Below are 20,385 nucleotides of genomic sequence, written 5' to 3'. Positions count from 1 at the left end.
GGCCCTGATGGGAGAACTCGACAGCACCTTTGACCACGATGACGTGACCATCGAGTCCGACGAGTCGCTCTATCAGGGGTTCTTCCAGCTGCGAGGCCTGAGGTTCCGGCACCGCCTTTTCAGTGGTGGCTGGAGCCCGGCCATGCACCGCGAGATCTTCTGGCGTGAGAACTGCACCTGTGTGCTGCCCTACGACCCCTGGCGGGATGAGGTTGTGCTTGTGGAGCAGTTCCGGGCCGGCGCCCTGGGGCGTGAGGCCTCGCCTTGGCTGCTGGAGGTGGTCGCCGGCATCAACGAATCCGGTGATGACGGTGAGACCACCGCCCGCAGGGAAGCCGAGGAGGAAGCGGGCCTGACCCTCGGGCGCGTGGAGAAGATCTGTGACTATCTGGTCTCACCTGGCGGTACCAACGAGCTTGTGCACCTCTACGGCGGCTGTGTGGATGCGGCGGCTGCTGGTGGTATCCATGGCCTTGAGCATGAGAACGAGGACATCCGCGTGCAACCTCTTGCCTTTGAAAACGCCATGGAGGGGCTGCGTCACGGCCGGATCTGGAACGCACCAGCCATCATGGCCCTGCAGTGGCTGGCTCTGAACCGTGAACGGTTGCGGGATGAATGGAGGGCCGGGTGATGGTGCAGCGGTATGTGCCGGACCTGACCCGCTTCGCCGCAGTGTGCGAGGCCAATTACCATCGCCTGAGCCATCTTGAGCGCCTGGGGCCCGATGCGGACTCCGACGTATTCTTCCAGTTGCATGACGGCGGTCGGCATCTGGGGGACGTGCATCTGTGCCGGCTGGAGAAGGCCCGCTTCACGGAGACCTGGTACCTGGAGCAGGTGGCGAACAACGGGCGCTGGCTCAACGATCCGCGCATGACGGTACGTGCCTACCACGACGTGGGCATGCTGGAGGTGATGAGCTGTTTTCGTCACGGACGCATCCGTGCTGTGAACCCCTACCCCAATGCTCGAATGCACCTGCCGGACGAGAAGCTCCAGATCAATCTGTTCCTCGCGGATTGGCTGGATTTCTGTCTTAAGTTCGGGCAGGCGGCCGATCTGGATTCGGTCTGGAGCATGGAATCCTGAACCCGTGATGACGTTCCCTAAATCCGGTGGGCAATAACCGCATAATCCCGCTATATTGAAGGGCATAGCGACGAAGGGAGCCCATAACCACCATGGACGCCTCAGCCGAGCCCCTGCATGTGCTGCAGATTACCGACCCCCACTTGATGGGGGACCCGGAGGGGCGCCTGCTCGGGATCAATACGCGCCAGACGCTGGAGGCGGTGCTGGCGCATGTGCGTGTCCACTACGGTCAACCGGACCTGGTTCTGGCAACCGGTGATATCTCTCAGGATGGCAGTGACGACTCCTATCGCTATTTCCGGGAGCAGACCGCGTTCTTCAGGGCGCCTGTCTTCTGGGCTGCGGGCAATCACGATGTGCTGCCGGCGATGGAGCGGGCCATCAAGGGAACCCGCTCGGCGGAGCGGCGTTACCGGAGCCATGGGTGGCAACTGATCTGCCTGGACTCTTCGGTGCCGGACCAGGTGCACGGGCGTCTGGGTGAGCAGGAACTGGCGTACCTGGATGCGTGCCTGAAGGAACATCCCCGGGATCATGCGCTGGTGTGCCTGCATCACCATCCGATCCGTATCGGTGCCGAATGGATGAACTCCATTGGCCTTCAGGATCACGATGCGCTCTTTGAGGTGCTGGCCCGCCATGAGCAGGTGCGAGGGCTTCTCTGGGGGCACATCCACCAGCCACTGGATCAGGAGACCAACGGCTGGCGTATGCTGGCAAGCCCTTCCACCTGCGTGCAGTTCCTGCCGGATTCGGAGACGTTTGCGGTGGATGCCGTGCCGCCGGGCTACCGCTGGCTGGCACTCTATCCGGACGGGGGCATCCGCACCGGCGTGGAACGCATTGCCGATGAAGACTACGGACTGGAGTTCGACGGCGTTGGCTACTGAAGACCCTGACCTGATCTATCTCCATGGGTTCCGCAGTGCACCGGCTTCCGAAAAGGCACGGGAGCTGGATGCCTGGCTGCATGAATCCAGCTACCGGGGGCACTGGTTCATTCCTCAGCTGGCAACCACGCCTGCCGGTGTCGAGGAGCAGCTCGCGCGCCTCATCGAAGCAGTGCCTGGTACCGGACCCGGGCTGATCGGCAGCTCCCTGGGCGGGTTCTTCGCGATGGTGATGGCGGAGCGCTATGGCCTGCCGGCGGTTCTGATCAATCCAGCTGCGCATCCCTACCGGCTGATGGAGGCGTCGCTGGGCGAGCATACCAATCTCTATACCGGGGAAAGCTTCCACGTCACGGAGGATCACGTGCACCAGCTCAAGGCCATGGACCCGGGCGTTCTGTCCCACCCGGAGCGTTTCATGGTTCTGCTGGAAACCGGAGACGAAACACTGGACTACCGGCAGGCTGCCGAAAGGTTCACGGCCAGCAAGCTGGTCGTGCACGAGGGCGGCAACCACCGCTACACGCGGTTCCGCGAGGAACTGCCGATGATGGTGGACTTCCTGCGGCGCGGGGTCGGTCCTCAGTAACCACCGTGGACCGTGATCCCCATATCACGGAAATTCTGCGCCATTTCTTCCAGGTCGTACTGGGTCAGGCCGGTGTGGATAAGCACATCCTGTTCCAGCCGCTGCCATTCGTGATCCACTTCCTGCTGCCCCAGAATCGAGAAGTTACCGCAGACGTGCTCCGCAATCTTGAGTGTGGCCAGCAGTGTCTTGCGTTCCTGGGCCCGGGTCCCCGTCTGGGCGAAGACCTGCTGTACGTTGTGGTGTTCGGCGATGACTTCGCAGAGGTGGCGCGGCAGGTTCCAGGATTTGGCCACGTAATAGCCGACGACCGCATGGTTGGTGTTCAGCATCCGATTCTCAACGTCGATCAGACGCGGTTCGTCACGGGCGTAGCTTTCCATCATGACGTCGTCGTAGTCAGGGAAGCGCTCCATCATCAGTGGAATACCGGCGTTGTGGAAAAGCCCCACCGCATAGGATTCATCCGGGTTCTTGGCGCCGATGGCTCGCGCCACATGAGCCGAAACCTGGGCGATGTCCGTGGCGGTGTCCCAGAAGCGCGTCATGGCCCGGATCGCCTGGTCCGACATCTCTCCCTTGATGCTCAGGCCGTTGATGATGTTGATGACCGTGGTGGGGCCGAGCAGGGCGACCGCCTGTTCAATGGACGAGATCTGGTTGCTGTGCTGCAGGAAGGGGGAGTTGACGAACTTGAGCATCATCCCGGAAAGGGAAACATCCTGGCGGATGAGCTTCGCGATCTGCTCGATGTCCGGGTCCGGCATCGCCTGCTCCATTTGCAGGTCGACCATGATCTGGGGCTGCGGCGGGATGCGGATGCCCTGGAGTACGTTGTGGATCTGTTCGTCGGTGAGTTCCGCAGGCATAGGGGTTTATCATCCTGTTGACCATTGCTGCCCCCAGCCTAGACCAGATGGTGGCATTGGGCTGTAACTGATTGTTCGGGGTTTCTGTATCCCCGGCATCGCGAGCAGGGCTCACTCCTGCGGGGACTGGAGATCCAGGATTGGCCAGCCACGGTGATGGGCGGTGTCCCGAAGGGCGGGATCCGGATTGGTCGCAACCGGGTTGGGAACGGTTTCCAGCAGCGGCAGGTCGTTGCGCGAGTCGCTGTAGAAGTGGGCGCCATCGAGGGTTTCGGCGCGATCGAGCAGCCATTCCTCGAGCCGCGTGATCTTGCCGTCCCGGAAGCAGGGTGTGCCGGTAACGCGGCCGGTGAAGGCTCCATCCACCACTTCGGGCTCAGTGGCGATCAGGTTGGGGATGCCCAGGCGTGCCGCGATGGGTTCGGTGACGAAGCGGTTGGTGGCAGTGATGATCAGCAGGGTCTCACCACGCTCGCGGTGGCGGTTGATGAGGGCTTCGGCCGCGGGCTCGATCATGGACTCAACCCGTTCCTGCATGAACTGTTGCCGCAACTCCCGCAGGGTGGTCAGCTCCTGGCTTGCCAGTGGCTCCAGGGCAAAGGCCAGGTATTCCTCGATGTCCAGGCGGCCGGCTTCGTAATCGCGGTAAAACTGGTCGTTGCGCTGGCGGTAGCGCTCCCCGTCCACCACGCCGGCATCAATCAGGAACTGGCCCCAAGCGTGATCGCTGTCGCCGTGTAGGAGAGTATTGTCCAGGTCGAAGATGGCGAGTGTCACGGTCGCAGGGGCTCCGGTGTGAATTCGGGCGAGAGGATACCACAGGCTTCCATCCGTTTGCTCAGGGGCTATCAATTCTGGAAAAATGACACTAACTTACACATAGAAGATGAATAACAAACAGGGGTGTTGCCGTGATTGACTCCGACGGATTCAGACCGAATGTCGGAATCATGCTGGCGAACCACCGGGGGGAATTGCTCTGGGCCAGGCGCATCGGCCAGGAGGCCTGGCAGTTTCCACAGGGGGGCATCAATGAGGATGAGACACCGGAGCAGGCCCTCTATCGCGAACTGATGGAGGAGATCGGCCTGGAATCATCGGATGTCCGGATCATCACCACGACCCGGGGCTGGCTCAGGTACCGCCTGCCCCGGCGCATGGTCCGCAGGGATTCACGCCCGGTGTGCATTGGCCAGAAACAGAAATGGTTCCTTCTCGAGATGCTCTCACCCGATGCCCGGGTGCGGGTTGATCGCAGCCATAAGCCTGAATTCGACGGCTGGCAGTGGGTCAGCTACTGGTACCCGCTGGGGCAGGTGGTGTCCTTCAAGCGCGAAGTCTACCGCAAGGCGCTTAGGGAGCTGGCGCCCGGGGTATTCAGGCTACAGTCAAAGGGGCAACCGCCGGCCCGCCAGGAAAGCTGACCGACTATGACCACAATGCTCAGCACGCTGCGAAGCATCGTCCAGGAACTGAATGGAATCAATAACCTTCAGGAAGCCCTGGACACCATAGCGGCGCGTGTCCAGGCCGCTATGCACACCGAGGTCTGCTCGGTCTATCTTTACGACGACAAATCCGGCTGTTACGTGCTCAAGGCCACCGAGGGGCTCTACAAGTCCGCCGTGGGCCAGGTCCGTATTGCGCCGTCGGAGGGCCTGGTGGGGCTGGTGGGGAGCCGTGAGGAGCCCATCAACCTGGAGGATGCCCAGAAGCACCCGCGCAACCGCTACTTCCCGGAGACCGGTGAGGAACGCTTCGGCTCCTTCCTGGGCGTGCCCATTATTCATCACCGCCGGGTACTGGGCGTGATCGTTGTCCAGGAGACCCAGAACACCCGCCGCTTCGATGAAGGCGAGGAAGCCTTCCTGGTGACCATCTCCGCCCAGCTCGCCGGGGTCATCGCCCACAGCGAAGCGACCGGGGCCATTGGCGGCATCTCGATCAGCGGCGACCAGGCCCGGGATGTGGCCTTCAGTGGTGTTGCCGGCGCCCAGGGTGTGGCCATCGGAACCGGCGTGGTGGTGTTTCCGCCAGCGGATCTGGATTCGGTGCCGGATAAGCGCTGTGACGACGTGGATGCGGAAATAGAACGCTTCCGCGCGGCCGTCTCCGCGGTACGGGACGATGTGGAGCAGGTGGGCGAGCGGCTTGCGCCGCAGCTGAGGCCGGAAGAGCAGGCGCTTTTCGAGGTCTACCTGCGCATGCTCCACGATCATGCACTGCCCGGCGAGGTGGAGAACCGCATCCGCGATGGGCTCTGGGCCCCCGGCTCGCTCAAGGCGGTGGTGAATCAGTACGTCCGCCACTTTGAAATGATGGGGGATCATTACCTGCGCGAGCGGGCCGTGGATATCCGTGATCTCGGGCGCCGCCTGCTTTCGCACCTTCAGGAGGGGGAGTCAGAGACGCCGGAGTACCCGGAACAGACCATACTTGTGAGTGATGAGCTCACGCCCGCGATGCTCGGGGAGGTGCCCCAGGGCCAGCTGGCGGGCCTGGTGTCTGTGCGGGGCTCCGGCAATTCCCACGTGGCCATCCTGGCCCGCGCCATGGGCGTGCCCACGGTGATGGGTCTGGTGGACATTCCCGTGGCGCAGCTGGATGGGCGCGAACTGATCGTTGACGGCTACGAGGGCCAGATCTTCGCTTCGCCCTCCACCGAGCTCAAGGCCTTCTTCGAGTCCATCATTGAGGAAGAACAGGAGCTGGTCAAAGGGCTGGAGGAGCTGCGCGACAAGCCCTGTGAAACTCTGGATGGCCAGCGCATTCCGCTGTTCGTGAACACCGGCCTGATCACGGACGTGGTGCGCTCGCTCAGCCACGGGGCGGAAGGCATTGGCCTGTACCGCACCGAGGTGCCGTTCATGATCAATGAGCGGTTCCCCTCCGAGCAGGAACAGAAAGCCTATTACCGGGAACAGCTTGAGGCCTTCGCCCCGGCCGAGGTCACCATGCGCACCCTGGACATCGGTGGTGACAAGGCCCTGACCTATTTTCCAATCGTTGAGGAAAACCCCTTCCTCGGCTGGCGCGGCATCCGGGTAACGCTGGATCACCCGGAGGTGTTCCTGGTCCAGATCCGCGCCATGATCAAGGCGAGCGAGGGGCTGGACAACCTGCGCATCATGCTGCCGATGATCAGCAATGTCTCCGAGATCGAGGAGGCCCAGCACCTGATCTACCGGGCTTGGCACGAAGTGCGTGATGAGGGCTACCAACTGGCCATGCCGCAGGTGGGGGTCATGATCGAGATTCCCGCGGCCGTGTATCAGGTGCGGGAGATCGCCGCGCGGGTGGACTTCGTCTCCGTGGGGTCGAACGACCTGACCCAGTACCTGCTGGCGGTGGACCGCAACAACCCGCGCGTAGCCAGTCTCTATCACTCCTATCACCCGGCAGTGCTCCAGGCACTGTGCCAGGTGGCCCAGGATTGCCACGATGTGGGCAAGCCGGTGAGTATCTGCGGCGAGCTGGCGGGGGATCCCGGTGGTGCCATACTGTTGCTGGCCATGGGGTACGACGCCCTTTCCATGAATGCGTCTAATCTGCCGCGGATCAAATCCGTGATCCGCGGCATCGACATGGACATGGCCCGTGGGCTGCTGGCAGAGGTGCTGACCCAGGATTCACCGCATGTGATCCGCAGCTGTGTGGAGCTGGCCCTGCGCAAAGCCGGGGTCGGGCGCTTCATCCGGCCGGAACGCAGTGGCTCCGGGGTGCGGGAACTGGCGGCCTCCCGGGAGTGAGCAGCCATTCACTGCTATCCTTGTTTCTAGTATGTGTACTCTAGAAGACGCCGTTAGTCTCGGGTGAGCAGTCAGATCAAGGGGTAATCCATGGAAACACTGTCACGCAGGTCCGCCGAGCGCCCGGAGCGGCCCCGGATCGGGCTGGCACTAGGGGGCGGCGGCCCACTGGGCGGAATCTATGAGATCGGCGCACTGCGGGCCCTGGATGAGGCGCTTGACGGCATCGATTTCAATGACCTCTATGTCTATGTCGGTGTCAGTGCCGGCTCCTTCGTTGCGGCCAATCTTGCCAACCAGATGACCACAGCGCAGTTGTGCCGGATCTTCGTGAAGAACGAGGCGGATGTGCACCCCTTCCATCCGGAGGTGTTCTACCGGCCCGCATTCCGCGAGTACGTGCGCCGGCTCATGGCGGTGCCGGGGCTGCTGCGCGAGGCGCTCGGGCGCTTTGCCAGCAATCCCTACGACCAGAGCCTGCTGGATGCCCTCACGGTTCTGGCCCAGGTGGCGCCGGCCGGGCTGTTCGACAACACCGGGCTGCATGAATACCTGCGCCGCGCCTTCAGCATGCTGGGGCGGACCAACGATTTCCGGCAGCTGCGCCACAGGCTCTACATCATCGCGGCCGACCTGGAGAGCAGCGAGGCGGTGCGGCTGGGGGCACCCGGTTTTGATCATGTGCCCATCTCACGGGCCGTGCAGGCCAGCATCGCCTCGCCGGGCGTCTACATGCCTGTGGAGATCGATGGCCGTTTCTACGTGGACGGCACCCTGCGCAAGGGGCTGCATGCCTCGGTCGCCCTGGAGGACGGGGCTGATCTTGTGCTGGCCATCAACCCGCTGGTGCCCATCGACGCCAGTGCCGCGGTGCGTGCGGGCACCATGAACGCGGGCGCACTGATGGATTCCGGTATGCCCAACATCCTGGGTCAGACCTTCCGGACCATGGTGTATTCGCGCATGGAGGCGGGCATTGCGCAGTATGCGGACCAGTACCCCGACTCGGACATTGTCCTGTTCCAGCCGGAACGTGACGACGCCAAGCTGTTCTTCTCGAACGTGTTCAGCTTCCAGTCCCGGCGCATGGTCTGTGAGCATGCCTACCAGATGACCCGGCGCGACCTGCTGCGCCGTGCCGATGAGCTGGAGAGCCAGCTGGCCCCTCATGGGGTCACCATCAACAGGGACATTCTGGCGGATGAGCAGCGCACCATCAGCACCAGTCTCTACGGCGAGATGCTGCCGGTGTTCGTGGCACAGGAAGGTAAGCGCCGGAGCCGTTTCGGCTCCGGCGTGAAGCAGGTGTCGGGGTTGATCAACAACGCCCGACAGATGCTCTGAGGCTCACAGGATGTAGCGGCTGAGGTCCTCGTCCTCGGCCAGCTCGCCGAGCTGCTGCTCCACGTAATCCGCCGTGACCTCGAAGGCATCGCTGATCTGGTCACCGGCATCGAAGGAGATGTCGTCCAGCAGTTTCTCCATGACCGTGTGCAGCCGGCGGGCACCGATGTTCTCGGTACTTTCGTTAACCTTCCAGGCGATTTCAGCAATGCGGTCGATGGCCTCGTCCGTGAAGGTGAGCCGGACCCCCTCAGCGCTCATCAGGGCTTCATACTGGGCCACCAGCGATGCCCTTGGTTCTGTCAGGATCCGCTTGAAATCGCCGGGTGTCAGGGCCTTGAGTTCCACGCGGATGGGCAGACGCCCCTGAAGCTCGGGGATCAGGTCCGAGGGCTTGGTCAGGTGGAAGGCGCCGGAGGCGATGAACAGGATGTGATCCGTGTGCACCATGCCGTACTTGGTGCTGACGGTGCTGCCCTCGATCAGCGGCAGCAGATCGCGCTGCACACCTTCACGGGAGACGTCCGAGGAGCCCTGGGAATCGCTCTTCTTGGCGACCTTGTCCAGCTCGTCGAGGAACACGATGCCGTTCTGCTCTACCTCCTGGATGGCGCGCTGCTTGATGTCTTCCTCGTTAACCAGTTTCGCTGCCTCTTCCTCACGCACTTGCTCGAAGGCATCCGCGACCCGCATGCGGCGGGTCTGGCGCTTGTCGTTGCCCATGTTGGAGAACAGGGACTGGAGCTGGCTGGTCATCTCTTCCATGCCCGGCGGGGTCATGATTTCCACGCCACCGCTGTTGGCACTGACTTCAATGTCGATCTCCTTGTCATCCAGTTCCCCCTCGCGCAGCTTCTTGCGGAACATCTGGCGCGTAGCGGAGCTGTTATCCGCTTTCTCCTCCTCTTCCTGATCGCGCGGCGGGCGCAACAGGGCGTCCAGGATGCGGTCTTCGGCTGCATCCATAGCACGGTCCTGGACCCGGGCCATTTCCTTCTCGCGCAGCAGAGAGAGGGCGTTTTCGGTCAGGTCGCGGATAATGGACTCGACGTCGCGACCTACATACCCCACCTCGGTGAACTTGGTGGCTTCCACCTTGATGAAGGGCGCCTCCGCCAGTTTGGCGAGACGGCGCGCGATCTCGGTCTTGCCCACGCCCGTGGGGCCGATCATGAGGATGTTCTTGGGGGTGATTTCTTCCTGGATGTCGGTGTCCGCCTGCATGCGTCGCCAGCGGTTGCGCAGGGCGATTGCGACGGAGCGCTTGGCCTCGTCCTGGCCGACGATGTGGCGGTTGAGTTCGTCAACGATCTCCCGGGGGGTCATGCCTGCCATGAATACTCCTGTCAGTCGCTGGGTTCGATGACTTCCAGCGCGCGGTTATGGTTGGTATAGACGCAGATATCGGCGGCGATATCGAGGCCTTTCTCGGTGATCTCTCGGGCCGTCAGCTGGGTGTTCTCGAGCATGGCCCTGGCGGCGGCCTGGGCGTAGGGCCCACCGGAGCCCATGGCGATCAGGCTTTCCTCGGGCTCGACCACGTCGCCGTTGCCGGTGATGATCAGCGACGTTTCCGCGTCCGCCACCGCCAGCATGGCTTCGAGCCGCCTCAGGGCCCGGTCCGTGCGCCACTCCTTGGCCAGCTCTACGGCGGCGCGCGTGAGGTTGCCCTGGTACTTTTCCAGCTGCGCCTCGAAACGCTCGAACAGGGTGAAGGCGTCGGCCGTGCCGCCTGCGAAGCCTGCGAGCACGCGGTCGTTGTACAGCCGCCGTACTTTGCGGGCGTTGCCTTTCATGACGGTATTGCCGAGGGACACCTGGCCATCGCCGCCCATAGCGACCTCGCCGTCACGGCGTACTGAGAGAATGGTTGTCATGCGTACTCCCGTGGTTGCCGGGTTTGGGATTTATCCGAAGGTGGGGGCATGGGTTTTACATTTCAAGGTGTGCCTGCAGGAGGTTACCCGTCACCTTCGGCTTTGCGCCGGCGCACCATCGGCTGGATATTGATCTCAACCAGACGGTCCACGGCCTGGTTCATGCGGCTGCGTGAGTCGAAGGGACCGACCATGACCCGGTACCAGACGCCGCCGTCATCCACGCTGACCTCGGCAATACGCGCCCTCAGGCCCTGGAAGCCCACCTGGGCGCGCTGGCGCTCGGCGTCCTCCTGGCTCCGGAAGGAGCCGGCCTGGAGGATGTATTCCAGGTTCTGCTCGCTTTCGGACTTGTCCGGGCGGTATGCCTCGATGTCCGGCGTGGCGACCTCGGAATCCGGCAGCATTTCGTAGAACTGGAAATCGGGGGGGGCGCTGCTGCTTTCCTGTTCCGGCGGCTGTTCCGGGGAAGTGGCTGTTTCCGGCTGGCTGTCACCGCCGTCGGGCTCCAGTGAGTCCAGGTAGACGAGGAACCCCACGAACCCGGAAAGCAGCGCTACCGGGATCAACCAGCGCAGGGAGGTCGAGTCCTTCTTCTTGGCCATGATCGCGCCCCTTACATGGATTCCGGTGCGTTGACGCCCAGAAGTTCCAGCCCGTTGGCCAGGACCTGCTGAACCGCCAGCGACAGGCCAACCCGTGCCTGGCGGAGCTGGTCGTCCTCCACCAGGACCTTGTGGGCGTTGTAGTAGCTGTGGAACTGGCCGGCCAGGTCGCGCAGGTAATGGGTGAGCTGGTGGGGTTCCAGTGCTTCGGCGGCCCTGCCCAGTGTCTCCGGGTAACGGGCCATCATGGCGGCGATGTCCTTTTCTTCCTCGAGTTCCAGGTGTTCCAGGATGGTTGGCTCGAGACTGACACTGGTATCCAGGCCCTGCGTCCGCATTTTCTCCAGCATGCTGCAGACCCGGGCGTGGGCGTACTGGATGTAATAGACCGGGTTGTCCTTGCTTTCGGACTTGGCCAGCTCCAGGTCAAAGTCCATGTGCTGTTCGGCCTTGCGCGTGACGTAGAAGAAGCGCGCCGCGTCCTTGCCGACCTCATCGCGCAGCTCGCGCAGGGTCACGAAGGAACCGCTGCGGGTGGACATGGAGAGCCGCTCGCTGCCCCGGTAGAGGATGGCGAACTGCACCAGTTGGATGTCCAGCCTGCCGGGATCCACGCCCAGCGCCTCGATGGCACCGCGAACCCGGGCCATGTAACCGTGGTGGTCCGCGCCCCAGACGTTGATGACCTTGTCGAAGCCGCGCTCGAACTTGTTCAGGTGGTAGGCGATGTCCGAGGCGAAATAGGTGGTCTCGCCATTGTCGCGGCGCACCACACGGTCCTTGTCGTCACCGAAGGTGGTGGCGCGGAACCAGGTGGCGCCGTTTTCCTCGTACAGGTGACCGTTGCGCTCGAGCCGCTGCAGTGCGTCCTCGATGTCCGGGCGCAGGCTGCGCTCCGAGAACCATTCGTCGAAGTGGATGCCGAAGCCGGCCAGGTCTTCCTGGATGTCCGTGAGAATGGCGTTGAGGGCCAGGGCAAAGACCCGCGCGAAGGCTTCCTCACCGATGAGTTCCCGGGCACGCTGCACCAGGCCGTCAATATGGGCTTCCTTGTCACCGCCGTCGGGCTCGTCCGCCGGAATGCCATTGAAGACGGTGGCGGCAGGGTGCTGGAGACGGTCGCCCTCATCCTCGCGCAGCTGGCGGGCAATGGGCAGCACATAGTCGCCCCGGTAGCCATTGGAAGGGAAGGTGAAGGACTCGCCACTCTGTTCCAGGTAGCGCAGCCAGACACTGAGCGCCAGTATGCTCATCTGCCGGCCGGCGTCGTTGACGTAGTACTCGCGGTGCACGCTGTAGCCGACGGCTTCGAGCAGGTCCGAGACGCTGGCGCCGTAAGCGGCGCCCCGGCCATGGCCCACGTGCAGGGGGCCGGTCGGGTTGGCGGAGACGAATTCCACCTGCACCGACTTGCCCCGGCCCAGGTCCTGCCGGCCGAATTCGCGCCCTTGTTCCCGGATGGTGCGCAGGATGTCGAACTGGCTCGCGTGGCTGACGAAGAGATTGATAAAGCCGGGCCCAGCGATTTCGACCCTGCGGATCGCGCTGTCATCGGGCAGGGCGGCAACCAGCCTTTCCGCCAGGTCGCGCGGCTTCATGCCGGCTGGCTTCGCGGCTTTCAGGGCCAGATTACTGGCAAAATCACCGTGATTGCGGTCGCGCGCGGGCTCTACTTCGACGGTGGGTGCGGCATCGCCCGAGAGGACGCCTTGGTCCATTAGCGCCTCAACGGCCTGCTGCAGCAGCTGCGTAATGTGCTCTTTCATCGGGAACGGTTCTCGTGGGCCGGATCGGTCAACTCGTTGTTCCACCGGGCACAACGCGTGCCCGGTGAAGAGCCGACATTATCAGTGAAAGCGGCCCTGGACTCAATCAGGCGGCTGCCGATGAGCCCGGAACCTGGTCACTCCGGGTTGCCGGCGGGCAGCTCAAAGCGGTAATCGTGGCGCTCGAGAGGGGCATCCAGGCCGACCTGGTAGGTTGTGACTTCGACATGGCCGTCACGGGTCACCGCAAAGACCCGGAACATCGGGTTGTGGCGGCTCTCGTCCGGAATCTTGGTGCGTTCCAGGGGCGGGATGTGCAGGTAGTGGACACCGTCAACGCGCTTGGAGTGGTTGGTCCGGTCCATATCCATGTGCAGGTCCCCGGAGATCACCGCGGCCAGGTTGGGCTGTTCCGTAACCGTCCCGAAGCGCTCATGGGTGATGCCCTTGTCGGGGTTCTCCGGGTAGATGCCGGTGGGTGCGCCATGCACAAACAGGAGGGCGGGCTTGGGTGCGGCCTCTTCAAGCTTGGTCAGTATCCAGTCCACGCCTTCGTCGTCAAAATCCCGGCCATGGTCGGGCGAGGCGAAGATGAGCGCGACCTCTTCCGTATCGAGAACGTACCGGGTTGAATCGATGGCTGGATCGCCTTCGTTCCAGCGGGTCGCGAAGGTCAGGAAGCGTTCTTCGGTGCTGGTGTGTTCTTCATTGCCCATGATGGGGTAGAAGGGAAGGGTCAGGCGCTGGAGCTCGGGCGTGACATTCCGGTACTGCACCATGGTGCCGTCATGGGGAATGTCACCAATGCCTGCCACGAAGTCGATACGCTGTTGCTCCGCCAGGTCGTTGATGTCATCAACAGCCGCCGCGAGATTGGGGAATTCGGGCTCCGGCTTGGGCTCCGCGTCACCGAGGACGGCGAATCTCAGGGCAACGTCCTCCCCGGTCGTGGTAGCGGCGCTGACGATACCGCCGGCTGCCATCAGTGTCGCGAGCGCGAGCATAAGCAGGATGTGGCCTGAAGTGCCTGTTTTCATTGGATCCTCCTTCGATGTCAATTGGTAGGGTCGGTGGACTGGCGAGCCAATGGAAACATGCCGTCTTCCCGCATGCAGGTCCTGGGCGGGAATCCAGGTGAGCCCGGATGACTCCCAGTGGTGGGCTGCGGTGGGTGCTCTCCGCGGATGAGGGACCTGAACGCCGGGGAACAGGCCCGTTGGCTGTCACAGGAATGGGCCAGAGGGTCAATCCGGGTCATAGTCGGCCCGCCCCTGTCATCCGCATGTCATCGTCTACTCGCAGTGTTGGCAAAAGCTGGTCTACAGCAGCGTGAGTGGATCCATGGGAGGTAACGGCATGAAAGAGAAGAACGACGGAGCCAGCAACGGCCACTGCAACGAGCGCCGCCGCTTTCTCCAGCAATCGCTGGTCGGAGCGGGGATCCTCGCCGGTGGTGTGGGGCTGTGGTCCTGTGGCACGCCCCGGGCCACCGCGGCTGACAGCGCCCTGGAGCCTGCGCGCCTGGCCGAGGCCGCCCGTGATCGGGTGCGGGTAACGGTGGGCGACAGCGAGGTATGGATTCCCCGGGGCACCCGTATCCGGCAAGTGGCCCACAGTGGCCGGCCACCGGTCGCGGGCGGCGACTACCGCTGGCATCCAGTGCCGGATGGCGGCGCCACTTTTGGCACGCCCGATGGTGGATGGATCTATGTCTCCAACAGTGAAGTTCGTGAGGCCAATGAAGGTGGTGTCGGTGCCCTCCGCTTCAGTGCCGATGGCGAGGTGACCGGGGCCTATGGGATCTGTTCTGGCACCCGCTCGAACTGCGCCGGAGGTGCCACCCCCTGGGGGACCTGGCTGACCTGCGAGGAGTTCAGCGAAGGGCAGGTCTACGAATGCGATCCGTTCGGGGAGGCCGACCAGCAGCTGAGGCCCGCCCTGGGAACCTTCAAGCACGAAGCCGTGGCGGTGGACCCGGATAGCCGGGCGCTCTTCCTGACGGAGGACGAGCCGGATGGGGTTCTCTATCGGTTCACCCCCGAGCACTGGCCGGAAGGGGAGAAACCGGATCTGTCCTCGGGGCTTCTGGAGGCGTTGATTGCAGATTCGAATCCCGCTGAAGGTCGGACTGGTGTCCAGTGGAAGCCTGTGCCCGATCCCACCTTTGAGGGGGACACACCGACGCGTCATCAACTGGAGGCGCCCACCCGCTTCGATGGCGCCGAGGGGATCTGGTACCACGAAGGTCGCGTCTTTTTCGCCACCAAAGGAGATAACCGGGTCTGGCTCCTGGAGCCCGGCAGTGACCGGCTCCAGCTTGTCTACGATCGGAAGCGGGGATCGCTGGACCCGTCCATCGCGGACGTGGACAACGTGACCGTGTCCCGGCGTGGCGAGGTCCTGGTGGCCGAGGATGGCCCCGAAATGCGGCTGGTGGTGCTGGGGCCGGACATGGTCGCAACACCTGTGGTGGACTTCGTCGGCCACCGCGACAGCGAGATCTGTGGGCCCGCCTTCTCTCCGGACGGCGACCGGCTCTACTTCAGTTCCCAGCGGGGACAGGCCGGGGAAGCCGATGACGGGCGCATCTATGAGCTCAGCGGGATCCTGTCGGTCATCTGACCCGGTGCCCTGCTTTCATTCCGGCAGCAGCCGCTGGTACTGGGCCGGTGAGAGGCCCGTCCAGCGGCGAAAGCTGCGGCGGAAGTTGGCCCGGTCCCCATGGCTGAGACGTTCGGCGATCCCTTCCATGCTCAGGCCCATGACTTGGTGGAGGTAAAGGCTGTGGTGCAGGCGAACCTCGTCGTACAGTGCCTGGAACCGACTGTCGTAATCCCGCAGGTGGCGTTTGAGTGAGGATGGGCTGAGTCCTAGTGCCCCGGCGGTATCGTCCAGTCCGGCGGGGGTTTCCGGGTGCGCGGCCAGCGACTGGTAGACTACCTCGGGCAGTGTTGGACCGGCCCCATTCAGCGCCGGAACCCGTTCAGCCTCGTGCGCAGCGGCGGTAAAAGCGGTTTGCGAGCGTCCAGGCCAGGGCTCGTACAGATCCTCAACAGGCAGTACGACCATGTCCACACCGGCGCCAAAGCGCACAGTGGGACCCAGGTTGACCTCATAGGGCTGGGGGCTGGTGGGTCTGGGGGCCGCGAACAGGAAGTGCCAATCCAGGGACCGCGCGAGCCGGTGGCGTGCCAGTCCATAGACAGCCGCCATTGCCGCGGGGACAAGAAACGGGCCGCGTCGGCCGGCGCCCGCCGTGGTCCACAGCAGGTAGCACCATTGCCGGTTGTGCCACCAGAGCGGCGTCAGTAGCGGAGAGAGCTGATGACGCCAGTGATGCAGGCAGTTAAGCGCCTCCGCCAGGTTCGGGGCGTTATGGATCTGGGTGCTGGGCGGGCCATAATGCCCTGGCAGGGACTGGCGCCCCCACACAAGTGCCAGTTCCCCGCCCGTGTCGTACTCAAGGATATTACCGATCAGCCGCCTGTACTGGCGGTCGGAGAGCATGGCCTCACCCCGTCGCATATCTTCGGGGAAGAGGCCAGTATGGCGCAGCAGGCGATGCTCCGGAATGCCGCGCGCATGAGCCAGTTCAATCAGCAGTGCCGGATGGTGGTGCGCGGGCAGGTGCGGGGTATCCGGAGACCGCCATGTGGCCTCCAGGGAGTCATCCCGCCATTGCATGGCATCCACTCCCGGTTTGCTTGGCTTCGGAGAGAGCCCTGTTGGCTCGTTGCATCAACTCCTCCGGCGAGGCGCTCAGCGCCAGGGCGACTCCGGCGCTGGCAGTGACTGTCACCCTTTCGCCCTCCTTCGAACTCCGATAGGCAAAATGCCTGATGGCGCTGGTCAGCTCACTGGCGATCAGGTCCGCCATGGCTTCGCTCGTCTGCGGCAGCATGATGGCGAACCGGTCGGCGGCGTAGCGGCAGAGCAGGTCGCCATCACGCAGGTTGAGCAGGAGCAGCTCCGTGACCGCCTGCAGGAGGCGGTCGCCCTCGTGGGCCCCGAAACGACGGTTGATGAGGTCAAATCCGTCCAGGTCCAGCATCATCAGTGATACGGGTGAACACTCCCGTCGTGCCCGGCGGAGCTCGATTGCCAGCTGCTGGTTGAGGTAATCGGCGGAAGCAAGCCGGGTTACCGGGTCGATACTGCGGTGTTCACGCATGAAGCGTTCACGCTGGCTGAGCTGGGCCATCAGCACACGCTGTTCCTCGTACCAGCGAACCAGCCCCAGTGTCAGCACGGCCATGCCAACCGGCATCGGGATGTTCTCCAACCAGGTGTCCCAGAGCTGGGCGTCCGGGATCGTCCAGAACTCGTCCAGATTGTCCTGCCATAGGGTGACAAGGATGAGGCTGAGCCCAATGAAAAGGAGGTTGCTGACGGTGCCGGCGGGCCGGCTGCCCAGAATCAGGAGACTCCATGTCAGCACCATCAGGGCGCCCCCACCTTCCCCGAAGACATCCAGCCAGTGGACGTCCTCCCAGCGCACGGGATCGCCGACCAGTGCCGCCGCCAGCAGGGACAGGGGTAGGTAGCCGGTCAGAAGCAGCCATTTGAATCGGTGAAGCCTGAGGGTACGGAGGATCATATCCAAGAGCGTATCCCCGGCTCATGACAGGCGTATGACAGTGATGGAGTCATTTCAGTCCAGTCCGGTTACCGCCACATAACGGTTCTGTCACCTCGCTGCAACAGCGGGCCGCCACCTTGGGTTGCCGCAGCGGCGACCTGTCGCTCAGTTAATGTCAACCAGAGGGAGAAAGCCATGATGATGGGGGCTTGGAAGTTACCTGGAATTCATTGGGTTACAGCGTTTCTATTATTCACTTTGACAGCTGCAAATGCTGCGGCTCAGGAGACCGGCAGCATTCGGGGGAAAGTCCTCGATGACAGCGGCGATTATGGGTTCCAGGGGGCGCGCGTCGAGATTAAGACGCTTGATCGCTCAACCACCACGGGCCGCCAGGGCCAGTACCTGTTCCGGAACGTTCCGGTCGGTTCCTACAGCATCAACGTGAACTACCTTGGCGCGGCTACAGAACAGATTGAAGTCAACGTCACCGCCGGTGAAACGGTCATGGCGAACGCGGTTCTGGACCAGTCCGTCAACGAGTTCAGTGACATGCTGGTAACCGGTCAGGCGGCCGGTAAGGCGGCCGCCGTCAACCGCGAGCGTAGCGCCATCAGCAACATTGAGGTGCTCTCCTCGGACGCCATCGGTGATTTTCCCGACCAGAACGTCGCCGAGGCGCTGGCACGGGTTCCCGGCCTCTCAGTTGCGCGCGACCAGGGCGAAGGCCGGTTTGCCGTGATCCGAGGCATCAGCCCGAATTTCAACTCCACCACCATCAATGGCGTCCAGGTGCCGTCACCGGAAAACGATACCCGTGCCGTCAACCTGGATGTCATCGGCTCCGGGCTCACGGAAAGCGTTGAGGTTACCAAGAGCGTCACGCCTGACATGAGCGCGAATGCCATCGGCGGTAACATTGAGATCTCCACTCTGAACGCCTTCGACCTCGGTAACTCCACCTCCTTCAGCCTGGAAGGGAGCCACGAGGAAGTCAGCGGGGAGACCAGCCCGCGGGTGGAGTTCACGACAACACGGCTCTTCGATGTCCTTGGCGGTACCGATAACTTCGGTATTGCCGCATCCGTCAACTACTTTGATCGCGAGTTCGCCGTTCACAACATCGAATCCGGCGTATGGGCGGAGACGGAGTCTCCGAGCAATGGCGGTACCTTCCGTGCCGCGCAAGAGATGGAGCATCGGGACTACGTTCTGAACAGGGAACGGCTCGGTGGTACGGTCAGCTTCGATTACAGCCCGAATCCGAACTCTGAATACTACCTGCGCACGGTCTATAGCGAGGTCGAGGAGTTCGAGAACGAGCTTGAGAATCCCTATAAATTCGAGGACGGCAACCTGACCGCGCTCGATGACAATGGCGCTACGTTTGAGGACGGCGCGATTGAGCGCGTCGGTAAGTCCAGCACCGGTACCCAGCAGATCTACAACGTCCAGCTCGGCGGCAAGAACGAGCTTGACGACTGGACCCTCGAGTATTCCACCGCCTACTCGGAAGCAAGCGACGAGACGCCGGATACCATGGAGTCGGTCTGGCTCGGCGAGGGGCTGACCATGGGCTACGATGTCTCAGGCAACCGCAAGAAGCCGGACCTGTTCGTTGAAGGCGAGGGCAACGATGCCTCCACCTATCAGCTGGACGCCTTCGAGGACGAGGATGAAACCACCGAAGAGGAACAGACCAGCCTGCAATTCGATGCCAAGCGGGACATCCTGTTCGCGGGCAATCCCAGTTCCGTCAAGTTTGGTGCCCAGGCACGGATGGTTGAGAAGACCAACGACCTGAACCTCACAGTGTACGACGATTTCGAACGGACGCTGACACTCGACGAGTTCAATTGGGAGGGCGTTGATTTCCCTCTGGGCACGTTCGGTCCAACGCCTAATAACGCCCAGGTGCGTGAGTTCTTCAACGAAAATCCGGATGTATTCAATGCCAATGAGAACGAAACGGCCATCGAGAGTCGCCTCGAGGACTACACGCTCGATGAGGACATTTTTGCGGCTTATCTGATGTCCGAAAGCGAGATTGGCCGCCTCTCAGTGCTCGGGGGGCTGCGTGTCGAGCACACCGACGTGACCCAGACGGGTACCCAGTTCACCGTCAACGAGAACGTGGATGATGGGGCACCGCAATTCGAGGACCTCAAGGCGGACAAGTCCTACACCGATTTCTTCCCCAACCTGCAGATGCGGTACCGGTTCAACGATCGCTTTGAAATGCGAGGTGCCATCACCCAGACCATCGCACGGCCCGGATTCGAGGATGCGGCCGCCAGGCAGGCGATCGAGATTGAAGGCTCGGGCGCTGACCAGGAGAAGGTCGCTGAAGTCGGCAACCCGGAACTGGATCCACTGCACTCAACCAACTTCGACATCGAAGGAACCTACTACGCGGGGGAGGGGCTCGGACTCGTCTCGGCAGGCCTGTTCTATAAGCAGATCGACGACTTTTTTGTAAGCACCAATGTTGCCGGTGAACCGCCCTTCGAGGACTTTGACGAGGTTTCTCAGGTGGTCAATGGCGACACAGCAGAGGTCCTCGGCCTAGAGCTCAACTGGGTCCAGCAATTTGGTTTCCTGCCGTCGCCCTATGACGGTCTGATCATGACAGCCAACTATACGCGCACTGACAGTGAGGCCGACGTGCCGTTCCGGGACGAATCCATTCGGCTGCCGAAACAGGCGGAAAACATTGCGAATGCGTCCATTGGCTACGACAAGTACGGGATCTCTACCAGACTCGCGGCCCAGTATCGTGATGATTACTTCGATGAGGTGGAGGAACCAGGTGATCCCGCCCAGGACCGCTTTGCGGGTGAAAACCTGCGGTTCGACCTGAACACTCAGATCCGGATTGTCGAGGGGTGGCACGCCACGTTCAACGTGATCAACATCACCGAAGAGCCGGAATACTGGTACCGGGGCAAGTCGCGCTACAACTCGCAGTACGACCAAATCGGACGGACCATCGAAGCGGGCATAAAGGCCCGGTTCTGACTCT

Annotated in this window: 18 protein-coding genes; 9 read left to right on the top strand and 9 right to left on the bottom strand. The window is 62.7% G+C overall.

Features of this window, described 5'->3' with window-relative positions:
* The first annotated feature begins 7 nt into the window (after window positions 1-7).
* The 4 genes from H4I92_RS03205 (at window position 8) to H4I92_RS03190 (ending at window position 2,574) form a co-directional block, all read left to right on the top strand.
* Window positions 8-634, top strand: a complete 627-nt coding sequence (locus H4I92_RS03205) for an NUDIX domain-containing protein (protein ID WP_077529232.1) — start codon at window positions 8-10, stop codon at window positions 632-634.
* Window positions 634-1,092, top strand: a complete 459-nt coding sequence (locus H4I92_RS03200; RefSeq protein WP_218668134.1) for a DUF1249 domain-containing protein — start codon at window positions 634-636, stop codon at window positions 1,090-1,092. The genes H4I92_RS03205 and H4I92_RS03200 overlap by 1 nt, the downstream gene beginning before the upstream one ends.
* A gap of 92 nt (window positions 1,093-1,184) precedes the next feature.
* A complete protein-coding gene (gene cpdA / locus H4I92_RS03195) occupies window positions 1,185-1,985 on the top strand; it encodes a 3',5'-cyclic-AMP phosphodiesterase (protein WP_077529230.1) in 801 nt (266 codons plus the stop codon).
* Window positions 1,975-2,574 carry a YqiA/YcfP family alpha/beta fold hydrolase gene (locus H4I92_RS03190; protein WP_179105615.1) on the top strand — a complete coding sequence of 200 codons (600 nt, stop codon included), beginning with the start codon at window positions 1,975-1,977 and terminating at the stop codon, window positions 2,572-2,574. Before cpdA ends, H4I92_RS03190 begins: the two co-directional genes overlap by 11 nt.
* Here the strand turns inward: H4I92_RS03190 and H4I92_RS03185 are convergent.
* Both H4I92_RS03185 and H4I92_RS03180 read right to left on the bottom strand, forming a co-directional pair.
* Window positions 2,568-3,443, bottom strand: a complete 876-nt coding sequence (locus tag H4I92_RS03185) for an HDOD domain-containing protein (protein ID WP_077529228.1) — start codon at window positions 3,441-3,443, stop codon at window positions 2,568-2,570. The two genes, H4I92_RS03190 and H4I92_RS03185, sit on opposite strands and share 7 nt — an antisense overlap.
* A 111-nt stretch (window positions 3,444-3,554) precedes the next feature.
* Window positions 3,555-4,220 carry a histidinol-phosphatase gene (locus tag H4I92_RS03180; protein WP_077529227.1) on the bottom strand — a complete coding sequence of 222 codons (666 nt, stop codon included), beginning with the start codon at window positions 4,218-4,220 and terminating at the stop codon, window positions 3,555-3,557.
* A gap of 134 nt (window positions 4,221-4,354) precedes the next feature.
* On the opposite strand from H4I92_RS03180, the gene rppH reads away from it, so the two are divergent.
* The 3 genes from rppH to H4I92_RS03165 all read left to right on the top strand — a co-directional run bounded on the left by rppH (window position 4,355) and on the right by H4I92_RS03165 (window position 8,536).
* Window positions 4,355-4,867, top strand: a complete 513-nt coding sequence (rppH, locus tag H4I92_RS03175) for an RNA pyrophosphohydrolase (RefSeq protein WP_077529226.1) — start codon at window positions 4,355-4,357, stop codon at window positions 4,865-4,867.
* 15 nt (window positions 4,868-4,882) lie between these two features.
* Window positions 4,883-7,192 (top strand): phosphoenolpyruvate--protein phosphotransferase, encoded by a 2,310-nt coding sequence (gene ptsP, locus H4I92_RS03170; protein WP_077529406.1) that lies wholly within the window; start codon window positions 4,883-4,885, stop codon window positions 7,190-7,192.
* Window positions 7,193-7,282: 90 nt separating this feature from the next.
* A complete protein-coding gene (locus H4I92_RS03165; RefSeq protein ID WP_077529225.1) occupies window positions 7,283-8,536 on the top strand; it encodes a patatin-like phospholipase family protein in 1,254 nt (417 codons plus the stop codon).
* 3 nt (window positions 8,537-8,539) lie between these two features.
* Here H4I92_RS03165 and hslU read toward each other — a convergent pair whose 3' ends face one another.
* From hslU to H4I92_RS03140, 5 genes are all read right to left on the bottom strand, one after another.
* Window positions 8,540-9,871: an ATP-dependent protease ATPase subunit HslU gene (hslU, locus tag H4I92_RS03160; protein WP_077529224.1), complete on the bottom strand. Its 1,332-nt coding sequence runs from the start codon at window positions 9,869-9,871 to the stop codon at window positions 8,540-8,542.
* An 11-nt stretch (window positions 9,872-9,882) separates the two neighbouring features.
* Window positions 9,883-10,413 carry an ATP-dependent protease subunit HslV gene (hslV, locus tag H4I92_RS03155; RefSeq protein ID WP_077529223.1) on the bottom strand — a complete coding sequence of 177 codons (531 nt, stop codon included), beginning with the start codon at window positions 10,411-10,413 and terminating at the stop codon, window positions 9,883-9,885.
* Window positions 10,414-10,496: 83 nt separating this feature from the next.
* Entirely contained in the window at window positions 10,497-11,018 is a 522-nt protein-coding gene (locus tag H4I92_RS03150; RefSeq protein WP_077529222.1) for an SPOR domain-containing protein, read from the bottom strand.
* An 11-nt stretch (window positions 11,019-11,029) separates the two neighbouring features.
* Window positions 11,030-12,784 (bottom strand): arginine--tRNA ligase, encoded by a 1,755-nt coding sequence (gene argS, locus H4I92_RS03145; protein WP_077529221.1) that lies wholly within the window; start codon window positions 12,782-12,784, stop codon window positions 11,030-11,032.
* A gap of 137 nt (window positions 12,785-12,921) precedes the next feature.
* Window positions 12,922-13,821, bottom strand: a complete 900-nt coding sequence (locus tag H4I92_RS03140) for a metallophosphoesterase family protein (protein WP_077529220.1) — start codon at window positions 13,819-13,821, stop codon at window positions 12,922-12,924.
* A gap of 319 nt (window positions 13,822-14,140) precedes the next feature.
* Here H4I92_RS03140 and H4I92_RS03135 point away from each other — a divergent pair, with 319 nt between their 5' ends.
* A complete protein-coding gene (locus H4I92_RS03135; protein ID WP_077529405.1) occupies window positions 14,141-15,406 on the top strand; it encodes an alkaline phosphatase PhoX in 1,266 nt (421 codons plus the stop codon).
* A gap of 15 nt (window positions 15,407-15,421) precedes the next feature.
* Here H4I92_RS03135 and H4I92_RS03130 read toward each other — a convergent pair whose 3' ends face one another.
* The gene (locus tag H4I92_RS03130) at window positions 15,422-16,468 is read right to left on the bottom strand and encodes an AraC family transcriptional regulator (protein ID WP_077529218.1); all 1,047 of its coding nucleotides are present in this window, start codon (window positions 16,466-16,468) and stop codon (window positions 15,422-15,424) included.
* The gene (locus H4I92_RS03125; protein WP_077529217.1) at window positions 16,452-17,381 is read right to left on the bottom strand and encodes a GGDEF domain-containing protein; all 930 of its coding nucleotides are present in this window, start codon (window positions 17,379-17,381) and stop codon (window positions 16,452-16,454) included. The genes H4I92_RS03130 and H4I92_RS03125 overlap by 17 nt, the downstream gene beginning before the upstream one ends.
* A 240-nt stretch (window positions 17,382-17,621) precedes the next feature.
* On the opposite strand from H4I92_RS03125, the gene H4I92_RS03120 reads away from it, so the two are divergent.
* Window positions 17,622-20,381 (top strand): TonB-dependent receptor, encoded by a 2,760-nt coding sequence (locus H4I92_RS03120; RefSeq protein ID WP_179105614.1) that lies wholly within the window; start codon window positions 17,622-17,624, stop codon window positions 20,379-20,381.
* Window positions 20,382-20,385: the final 4 nt, after the last annotated feature.

This window comes from Vreelandella halophila, assembly GCF_019903425.1.
GTDB lineage: Bacteria > Pseudomonadota > Gammaproteobacteria > Pseudomonadales > Oleiphilaceae > Halospina > Halospina halophila.
Note: the sequence above shows the minus strand (reverse complement) of the source record. Positions and strands in the feature narration are given on the sequence as shown.

Excerpts from the sequence above, each read along its gene's own strand:
- H4I92_RS03205 (WP_077529232.1), top strand. The coding sequence starts at position 8 with ATGGGAGAACTCGACAGCACCTTTGACCACGATGACGTGACCATCGAG.
- H4I92_RS03200 (WP_218668134.1), top strand. The coding sequence starts at position 634 with ATGGTGCAGCGGTATGTGCCGGACCTGACCCGCTTCGCCGCAGTGTGC.
- cpdA (WP_077529230.1), top strand. The coding sequence starts at position 1,185 with ATGGACGCCTCAGCCGAGCCCCTGCATGTGCTGCAGATTACCGACCCC.
- H4I92_RS03185 (WP_077529228.1), bottom strand. The coding sequence starts at position 3,443 with ATGCCTGCGGAACTCACCGACGAACAGATCCACAACGTACTCCAGGGC.
- ptsP (WP_077529406.1), top strand. The coding sequence starts at position 4,883 with ATGCTCAGCACGCTGCGAAGCATCGTCCAGGAACTGAATGGAATCAAT.
- H4I92_RS03165 (WP_077529225.1), top strand. The coding sequence starts at position 7,283 with ATGGAAACACTGTCACGCAGGTCCGCCGAGCGCCCGGAGCGGCCCCGG.
- hslU (WP_077529224.1), bottom strand. The coding sequence starts at position 9,871 with ATGGCAGGCATGACCCCCCGGGAGATCGTTGACGAACTCAACCGCCAC.
- hslV (WP_077529223.1), bottom strand. The coding sequence starts at position 10,413 with ATGACAACCATTCTCTCAGTACGCCGTGACGGCGAGGTCGCTATGGGC.
- H4I92_RS03150 (WP_077529222.1), bottom strand. The coding sequence starts at position 11,018 with ATGGCCAAGAAGAAGGACTCGACCTCCCTGCGCTGGTTGATCCCGGTA.
- argS (WP_077529221.1), bottom strand. The coding sequence starts at position 12,784 with ATGAAAGAGCACATTACGCAGCTGCTGCAGCAGGCCGTTGAGGCGCTA.
- H4I92_RS03140 (WP_077529220.1), bottom strand. The coding sequence starts at position 13,821 with ATGAAAACAGGCACTTCAGGCCACATCCTGCTTATGCTCGCGCTCGCG.
- H4I92_RS03135 (WP_077529405.1), top strand. The coding sequence starts at position 14,141 with ATGAAAGAGAAGAACGACGGAGCCAGCAACGGCCACTGCAACGAGCGC.
- H4I92_RS03130 (WP_077529218.1), bottom strand. The coding sequence starts at position 16,468 with ATGCAATGGCGGGATGACTCCCTGGAGGCCACATGGCGGTCTCCGGAT.
- H4I92_RS03125 (WP_077529217.1), bottom strand. The coding sequence starts at position 17,381 with ATGATCCTCCGTACCCTCAGGCTTCACCGATTCAAATGGCTGCTTCTG.